Below are 8,312 nucleotides of genomic sequence, written 5' to 3' on the forward strand. Positions count from 1 at the left end.
TGAGTTAGGAGCAGATGATGCGACCGAGACGGAGTTCGGAGATGCGGGCGATTTCAGCCAGCGCCAGCCTCCGTTCGGATTCCGGTTCGCCGGCGATTCGAAGACGCATCGCTTCGGCGATATCTCCCTTCGTCCGGCCCGCGACCGCGAGTATGAACGGGAAACCGAACTTCTCCTTATACGTCCGGTTCATTTCGTCGAAATTGTCGTATTCCGCCGGCGTCAGCGAATCCAGACCGGCGCCTTGCTGCTCCTCCGCCGACAACGCCGTTACTTTAAGCCGGGTCGCGAGGTCCGGGTGGGCGCGCAGGAGAGCTAGCACTTCGTCCGGGGAGGCCCCCTCGACCTGCCGCAGCATCGCCTCATGGAGATGCGCCAAGGATCGGAACGGTCTCTCGTTCCACGTCCGCTCCGCGATCCAAGAAGAATGCTCGAAAACCGGTCCGAGCAGTTCGTTGAAGCGAGCTTCGTTCAAGCCGTTGATGTGTGCGATCGTCATTCGTTCGTCGTTGAGATCGCTCATACCCAATACCCCCTATGCACGGCTATGATTTCTTCCTCCAGCTCGGGAAAAGGCCCGATCACCGTGACCGGTTTACGTCCTCGCCGGAAAACATCCCTGCAGGGGAGGTCGAGCGTCGGATTTTGCGGGTGGTCGCCCGTCAATCCGCCTAGCCGCTTCTCCGATATGCCGTACACAACGGTACCGACATTACCCCAGTAGACCGCCCCGGCGCACATGGCGCATGGTTCTGCCGTCGTATACAGCGTGCAGGTCCACAGCGTCTCCTTCGTATATCGTTTCGAAACCTCTTCCATCAGCATCGTCTCGGCATGGCCCGTGCACGATGATTCCGTGATCTCCACATTGCCTTGCTCCCACAGCACGTCGCCTTTCGGGTCTGCCAGCAGACAGCCGAAAGGCGTGTTGCCGGCCGATCTCGCCTGACGAGAAATTTCGATGCACAAGCGCAGTAGACGAAGATGTTCCTCGTGCTTTCGTTCGCTCAACCCATTTCCCTCCTCATTTCCCCCGCCCGACGGACCGCCCGAAGGATGCCTCCGTAGCCCGTGCATCGGCACAAATTGCCCGAAAGCGCCTCCTCGACCTCTTCCTGAGAAGGATTCGCATTCGCGTCTAACAGCGCTGCAGCGGATACGACCATCCCTGGCGTGCAGTACCCGCACTGGAAGCCGCCTTCCTCCAAAAAAGCGCGCTGAACGGGGTGCATGGCGCCGTCCGCGATGCCCTCGATCGTCGTAATCGACCGCCCTTCGCACTGATAGGCCATCGTCAGGCAGGCATTGACCGGCGAGCCGTCGATCAGTACCATGCAGGCGCCGCAGCGGCCGATCTCGCAGGAACGTTTCGTCCCGGTCAACGCCAGATCGTCGCGGATCACGTCGAGCAGCCGTCTTGACGGCGCGATCGCGAGCCGCACCGGAATGCCGTTCACGTCGGCCTCCCATTCCTCCGACATCGCCGCTTTCCGCACCGCTTCATCGTTCATTGCCCATCGCCTCCTTGCTCCGAATAGGAGCTGACTCCTGCAGCAGCGCTGGGTCGATCGGCAGACGATCAATCCAGCGGCCGACGGCGTGCCGGATCGCTGATGCGATTGCCGGCGCGAGGCCGATCGAGCCGATCTCCCCTACGCCTCGCGGACCATGCTCGTCGCCTTCGGGCAAGTCCTCGATCGGCACCACCTCGACCGAACCTGACTGATCGGCGATCGTCGGCACGAGGTAAGTGTCGAAATTGTTCGTCACGTACCGCCCGCCTTCCATGACCGCCTCCTCCAGCAGCGCATAGCCGAGCGCCATCGAGCTGCCGCCTTCGATTTGGCCGAGAAAGCCCTGCGGGTTCATGACCGGTCCCGCAGCAACGGCGTGGAACTGGTCGAGCACGCGAATTCTTCCGGTCAGCCGATTGATTTCCACCTTAACCGCCACGGCAGCGTGGCTGTACAAATAATGGGCGCCGATGTGTTTCGAGTCCGAGGTCGGGTAATGGACCGCAGTTTCGCACGCGATCGGCTCCGCAAGCGTCGCAGCCAAATCGGTGTAACTGACGGCCATGTCTCCTGTCGACCGCCATCGCGCGCCGCCCTCTCCGAGCCGCAGCGTCGCGGGCGACGCGCCGACCGACTTGCCGGCCGCTTCCAGCATCAGCTCGGCAAAAGGCTCCTTGAGTTGCTCGAGCGCCTTCCACATCATCGTAGTTGCACGCGACGCCGTGGTGGAACCGCTGTTCGGCACGGCGTCGGTATCTCCGATTACGATCCGCACGTCGCTCGCCGCGAGTCCAAGGCGCTCGATCATCATTTGCTCCAGCGTCGCGATCAGCCCCTGACCGCATTCCTCGAAACCGAAGGCGGCTTCGATTTTGCCGTCTTTGCGCAGCGTCAGTCGCCCACCGGACGGATCCGGAATGCCGACCCCGAGACCGGCGCCGTGCATGACCATCGCCGCGCCGATGCCGGTGACCAGCCATGGCTTCCGTGCTTCGCGACGGTAATCGATATCGGCGGATTCGTCATGTTCGCCAATCCGCTCCCGCCACAGCCGACTCTCCCGCAGCGACGTCCATACGCGCTCCGCGCCATCCGTCTTCGCGATCGGCTGCCCGAACGGCCCTGTTCCGTCATCCTCCGGCTTCAGATTCAGTTTGCGAAACGCCCACGAGTCGAGTCCGGCCGCTTCCGCGAGCCGGTCCATTTGCCCCTCGAGGGCAAAAATCGCCTGATTGCCGCCGAAGCCGCGAAACTCGCCGGACATCCCGTTATTCGTGAAGACCGATCGGCTAGCCGCATCTACCGCGCCGAACGCGTACGAGCCGATTGCGTGCTCGGTCGCGAAGTTAAGCACCTCCGCTCCTAACGTAGCGTACGGACCGGTGTCGGCAACGATCCGGACCAGGTGGGCGGCGATTCGACCGTCTTTGTCGATGCCGGTCTTCATGCGGATGACCATCGGATGGCGCTTCAGACCGGATCGAACGGACTCCTGGCGGGAGTTGTGGATTTTCACCGGACGACTCGCGGCGCATGCGAGCAGCGCGCCGTAGGGCTGGACGTTCAGCTCGTCCTTGCCGCCGAACGAACCGCCGATCGGGCTCGATACGATTCTGATCCGTTCTTCCGGCATCGCCAGTATTCGCGAGAGCTGCAGCCGGTCCATCAAGCCGTGCTGCGTCGGCGCATACACCGTCAGCCGACCGTCCGGCTCCGGCACGAACAGGCCGCCCTCCGTTTCCATGTAGGCGTGCATTTGGCGCGGCGTCCGGTACGTCTCCTCGACGATATGCACGCATCCGGCGAAAGCCGCATCGATGTCATCCTTCGTGTATGCGATCTCGTGCAGTACGTTGCCTTCCGGATGCAGCAGAGGCGCCCCCGGCGCAAGCGACCGCTCGGGATCGTCCAGCACCTGCAAAGGCTCGTAATCCACCTCGATCAGCGAGAGCGCCAGCTCCGCCAGCTCCAGCGACTCCGCCGCTACGGCCGCCACAGCGTCGCCGACGTACCGGACGCGGTCTTCGCAGAACACCGGCTGGTCCTGACGGGCGATGCCGAAACGATTCAGACCGGGCACGTCGGCGCAGGTCAGCACCGCCGCGACGCCGTCCAGCTGCCTGGCCGCATCCGTGCGAATCGACCGGATCGCTGCGTGCGGATGCGAGCTCCGGAGCACCATGCCGTGCAGCATGTTCGGTGCGGTCATGTCGGTCAAATACATCAGCGCGCCGCTTACCTTCTCCGGACCGTCAGGCCTGGTGCGCCATCTGTCCCCGCTGTTTTGCCGATTCAGCCGCATTGGCGCCCCTCCTTAGCTTTCTTCATAGCCGCGAACGGCCTCCCAGAGCTGCGCTGAGACAACGTTCGCGGCGGTCCGCTTCCTGTACGACGCCGAAGCGAAAGCGTCGGGCTCCGGCTCGTATTCCTCCATCACGAGCTCATGCAGCCGAGCGACGGCGCGATCGTCCGCCACGGCCCCCTCGAGTTCCGTTTCCGCGCGCGACAGCCGTTTCGGAACCGTTCGTCCGCCCCCTGCCGCCAGGCGAAGCCCGCGCAACCGGCCTTCCTCCCCGATTCTGCCGATAAGCGCGACTGTCACGACGGACGGCGTGAACGCTTCTCGCCGTCCGATTTTCTCGTAGCAAGCGAATCTCCGGTAAGTCGGCTGCGCCGGCAAACCGCAAAGCGCGGGCTTCGCGTCCGTTCGCAAGGGAAGCCGAATGCGAAGCAGCAGCGCCGATTCGTCCGTCGTTCCGGATTCCGCCTTCGTCAGCCAGTCTGCAAGCGTACCGCTTTGCCTCGCCTCGCCTTTGTCCCAATCCAGCTCCGCCTCGTACGCAAGCAGCGCGGGCAGCGCGTCTCCCACGACGGACATCACATTCCCGCCGATCGTCGCGGCATTGCGGACGGAGGGCGCAGCAATGCTGCGCGCCGCCTGTGCGAGAAGCGGAAAGTTCGCAGCAAGCTCCGGACTATGCCGACAGGCAGTAAGCGTCATGAGCGAGCCGATCGCCAAACAATCGCCGGACAGTTCGAAGCCGGATAAGGACGCAACGCCGCTCAAATCGATCAGATGCGCCGGCATCCGCTTTAATCCTGCCTCCCATTGCGTGCGAAGCAGCGTTCCGCCGGAGACGTAATCGGCTTCCCGTCCGAACCTTTTTTTCAATCGGACAGCCTCTTGCGCAACCGTTGGACGCCATACGGCCGGATATGCCGCCGCTCGTTCGCCGTTCATGCTCATTGCCAGCAGCTCCTTTCGACATCAACCTGGATCTAGAAGAGGAACGATATAGTTCAACTATACGAAGGTGTTATTTATAAGTAAACTAACCTTACACATAATTGGATGCCATGCTAATAAATACGAAAAAACGTTGTGCCGTATGCACAACGCTTGGAGTTTAATGTTACATTAGTTTACATATCTATTGGCTTGTATTCGATTTCTTCGATTTCGACATGATTTCCTTCGCAAGCTGCAGATCCCCCGGCGTATCGATATCGAACACGAGCGTCGACTCCAGTATCGGCATGATTCTCCCCTCCATCCCCGGCTCCGCCAGCAGCCGCTTCGCCCCTTGGTCTCCCTGCAGTCCGGCGACGCTCGCGTATAGACTTCGCGCTAACAGAACGGGCGGCAAAGACGCATCTCCCAATCCGGAGATGACGTAATCCAGCCCCGGACTGCTTCTCCAAACATTCGCAAGTCCATTCAGCAGCGCCGGCGTCACGAACGGCTGGTCGGCCAGCGCGACGATCGCAGCCTCATGCCCGGCAGCGGCGGCGCATGCAATGCCGGAGCGCAGCGAATGCGCCATTCCGAGCCCGGCTTCCTCGCAGAAGACGATTCGAAGCTTCGGATCGCAATCCGCGGCTTCCGGCAGCCATCCCAGCGGATCGCCGGGCCTGACGATCGCGATCGCCGCGTCGATGCTGGAAGCGAGCAGCGCATTGAGCCCCCTGCCGCCGAGGCTGATACCCGGCAACAACTCCGCGGCCGGTTTGGAGCCGCCCATGCGCTTGCCTGCTCCGGCGGCCAAATATATGCCCGCGATCGTCATGTCTTTCTCCTTGCCGGATCGGCGGCGCGCAGCCGTTTGCGCCAGCTGATCAGCTCCGCGGCGATGCTGACGGCAATCTCTTCCGCGCCCTCCGCGCCGATAGCGAGGCCGATCGGTGCGCTGACGAATGGCTCCGGCGCCATGCCGCCCAGCACAAGTCCGATCCGCCTTGCGGAGCCGACGATGCCGACATAAGCCGGCTTAAGCGGCATGACGAGCGATGCCATCTCACGATCCCGGCGCAGATGATGGCTCCCGATCATAATGTAATCGCGCGCACCGATTCGCAGATCGGACACGATCCGCTCCGGCTCGCCGACAAGCGTCGCCGCATGAGGGAACCGGCCCGGATTGCAAAGCGCCGGTCGCCAATCGGCGACAGCCGTTCGGAATCCGACGCTGCGTGCCAGTTCGTCGACCGCCGCAGCCTCGTCGCCAGCGCCGAAGATAACGAGCCGTTCGCGCGGCGCGAATTCGCTCGCGAACGACAGAACGCCTTCCGACTCGCGCTCCGCCTTATGGCTGCGGCTTGTCGGCATAGGGAACGGACTTCCGCTCGTCGTCAAGCCTGCTTCGTTATGCCGGGACACGGAGCCGGCAATCGACAACGCCTCATCCGCAACGCCGTCAAGCCGCTCCTCCGCCGGTTCAAGCCAGTAGCGAAGACGCCCTTCGTCTTCACGGCGGACAAGCCGGACACGTTCCCCGCGGCGCACCTGACTGCCGATTTCCCGAAGGAAGCCGCGCAGCTTCTCCGTCAGCGGCTCCAGCAGGATGCGGATCTCGCCGCCGCACCCGATTTCCTCGCCCCAGATGAAGTCCTCCTCGGGCCGCATGTTATAGTCGACCACCTCGTGAACCCCTGCGCCGAGAACGGCCGAGACCCGGGCATGCAGATCCGCCTCCAGGCAGCCTGGACTGATGCTTCCGATCCGCCTTCCGTCTTCCGTCAGGAGCATGGCCGCCCCTTCTTTGCGATAGGCATGCCCCTTCACCCGAATGACGGTCGCGAGCACTGCTTCGGCGGAATGGTTGTCGACAAAGGCCAAGATTCGTTCCGACTCCATGCGCTTCTCCCCTTTGCTCGTTATCGCCAGCCTTCCGCGAAAAGCCGATTTAGATAGCCTTCGACAGGAAGGGCGGCGTTCAGGTATGACTCGCGTCGACAATCGCTTCTACAGCCTTGCCAGCAGACGTCGCAGCGCGGCGTCCGACGCCGGCAGCACGCGAGATTTGTCGATCGTCCGGACGACTTTGCCCTCCATGACGATTCGGCCGTCGATCATGACCGTGTCGACGTCGCCGCGCGTCGCAGCGTAGACGATCCTTGACGCCCAGTCGGCATCGAACGACGGATAGACGTGAAAATCCTCTAAATCGAGCAGTTGCAGATCGGCCAGCTTGCCGACTTCAATGCTGCCGATTTCATTCTCCATGCCAAGCACTTCGGCGCCGCCCATAGTCGCCATCCGGAGTACGGAAGCGGCGCTCATCGCCGTCGGTCCATGCTTGACCTTCTGGATGAACGCTGACAAACGCATTTCTTGAAACATATCTAAATTGTTGTTGCACGGCGCGCCGTCCGCCCCTAGCCCTACCTTCACCCCAGCCTCCAACAGCGCGGGAATTTCGGCAACGCCGGATGAGAGTTTCAAGTTCGAGCCCGGACAGTGGGTCACCTTGACGCCCCGCTCGCGGATGATCTGTTTCTCCTCGTCGTCGAGCCAAATGCTATGCGCCAATATTAAATTCGGCCGCGCCAGGCCGATATGATCGAGATAGACGACGTTGCGCATGCCGCGTTCCGCCTCGACGAGCGCGATCTCGCCTTGATTCTCCGAGGCGTGGGTATGAATACGCACATCGTAATGCGCCGCCAAATCGCGGACCCGGATCAGCAGTTCCTCCGTGCAAGAAACGACGAAGCGCGGACAGAACACGTAGCGGATGCGGCCGCCGGCCGCGCCGTCCCACGCTTTCAGCAGTTCGATACTCCGCCTTATCGAGTCCTCCGTCGTCTCCCGCAGCCCTTCGGGAACCTCGTCGCCGTGATCCATCATGACTTTGCCCGAGAAAGCGCGCATGCCGCTCTCCTCGATCGCGCGGAAGGCGGCCTCCGTATGATTCACCGTCTCCATGTCGAGGATCGTCGTCGTGCCGCTCCGAATCAACTCCCCTAGCCCGAGCAGCGCCGAATAATAGACCGATTCCGCGTCATGCGCCGCTTCCATCGGCCAAATGCGCTGCCGGAGCCAGTCGATCAGCTCCAGATCGTCGGCTCTGCCGCGAAACAGCGTCTGGCATAAATGGACGTGGGTTTGAACGAAGCCGGGCAGCAATGTTTTGCCCCCGGCTTCAATGATAAGATCGGCGCTTTCCGCTAAATCAGCGCCGATTCGGATGATTCGGTTGTTTTCGATCCACACGTCGCCGCGAAGCACTTCGCCCCGCGCGTTCATGGTGACGATGACGGCATCGCGAATTAATGTCGTTCCCATATTCGTCGCCTCCCTTCCGCTGACGTTCTATATCCTTTGCATAACTGCCACCCGGAATCAGCTGCTGCGGCGAAGGCGACTGCCGGCATTGCCTCACTTAAACGCATGCATCCGCGAGCGCCTGTAATCGATCTTCGTCCGAATCGTCGCCTCGTTGAACAGGCGAAGCGAAGAAGCCTGCGCCGCTTCGGCCGCCTGTTCTTCCTCGACCCTTGTCCTGTATCTTATACAAA

Annotated in this window: 8 protein-coding genes; all 8 read right to left on the reverse strand. The window is 62.0% G+C overall.

All coding sequences use genetic code 11. The annotated features are described in order from the left end of the window. Positions 1–4 precede the first annotated feature (4 nt). The 8 genes from uraD to SBI19_RS09390 all read right to left on the reverse strand — a co-directional run bounded on the left by uraD (position 5) and on the right by SBI19_RS09390 (position 8,079). On the reverse strand, positions 5–523 hold the full coding sequence (gene uraD / locus SBI19_RS09355) for a 2-oxo-4-hydroxy-4-carboxy-5-ureidoimidazoline decarboxylase (protein WP_317967302.1): 519 nt from the start codon (positions 521–523) through the stop codon (positions 5–7). Further along, positions 520–1,011 (reverse strand): nucleoside deaminase, encoded by a 492-nt coding sequence (locus SBI19_RS09360; protein WP_317967304.1) that lies wholly within the window; start codon positions 1,009–1,011, stop codon positions 520–522. The genes uraD and SBI19_RS09360 overlap by 4 nt, the downstream gene beginning before the upstream one ends. After that, a complete protein-coding gene (locus SBI19_RS09365; RefSeq protein ID WP_483312259.1) occupies positions 1,008–1,511 on the reverse strand; it encodes a (2Fe-2S)-binding protein in 504 nt (167 codons plus the stop codon). Before SBI19_RS09365 ends, SBI19_RS09360 begins: the two co-directional genes overlap by 4 nt. Then, positions 1,501–3,816, reverse strand: coding sequence for a xanthine dehydrogenase subunit D (gene pucD, locus SBI19_RS09370; RefSeq protein ID WP_317967306.1), 2,316 nt, complete (start codon positions 3,814–3,816; stop codon positions 1,501–1,503). Before pucD ends, SBI19_RS09365 begins: the two co-directional genes overlap by 11 nt. A 12-nt stretch (positions 3,817–3,828) precedes the next feature. After that, complete coding sequence (locus SBI19_RS09375; protein WP_317967308.1) at positions 3,829–4,761, reverse strand: FAD binding domain-containing protein; 933 nt, start codon at positions 4,759–4,761, stop codon at positions 3,829–3,831. 184 nt (positions 4,762–4,945) lie between these two features. Further along, positions 4,946–5,581: a nucleotidyltransferase family protein gene (locus SBI19_RS09380; protein WP_317967310.1), complete on the reverse strand. Its 636-nt coding sequence runs from the start codon at positions 5,579–5,581 to the stop codon at positions 4,946–4,948. Next, positions 5,578–6,648 (reverse strand): XdhC family protein, encoded by a 1,071-nt coding sequence (locus SBI19_RS09385; RefSeq protein WP_317967312.1) that lies wholly within the window; start codon positions 6,646–6,648, stop codon positions 5,578–5,580. Before SBI19_RS09385 ends, SBI19_RS09380 begins: the two co-directional genes overlap by 4 nt. A gap of 108 nt (positions 6,649–6,756) precedes the next feature. Then, entirely contained in the window at positions 6,757–8,079 is a 1,323-nt protein-coding gene (locus SBI19_RS09390; protein WP_317967314.1) for a 5'-deoxyadenosine deaminase, read from the reverse strand. Positions 8,080–8,312 lie beyond the last annotated feature (233 nt).

It is taken from the genome of Paenibacillus sp. CCS19, assembly GCF_033239625.1.
GTDB lineage: Bacteria > Bacillota > Bacilli > Paenibacillales > Paenibacillaceae > Paenibacillus_T.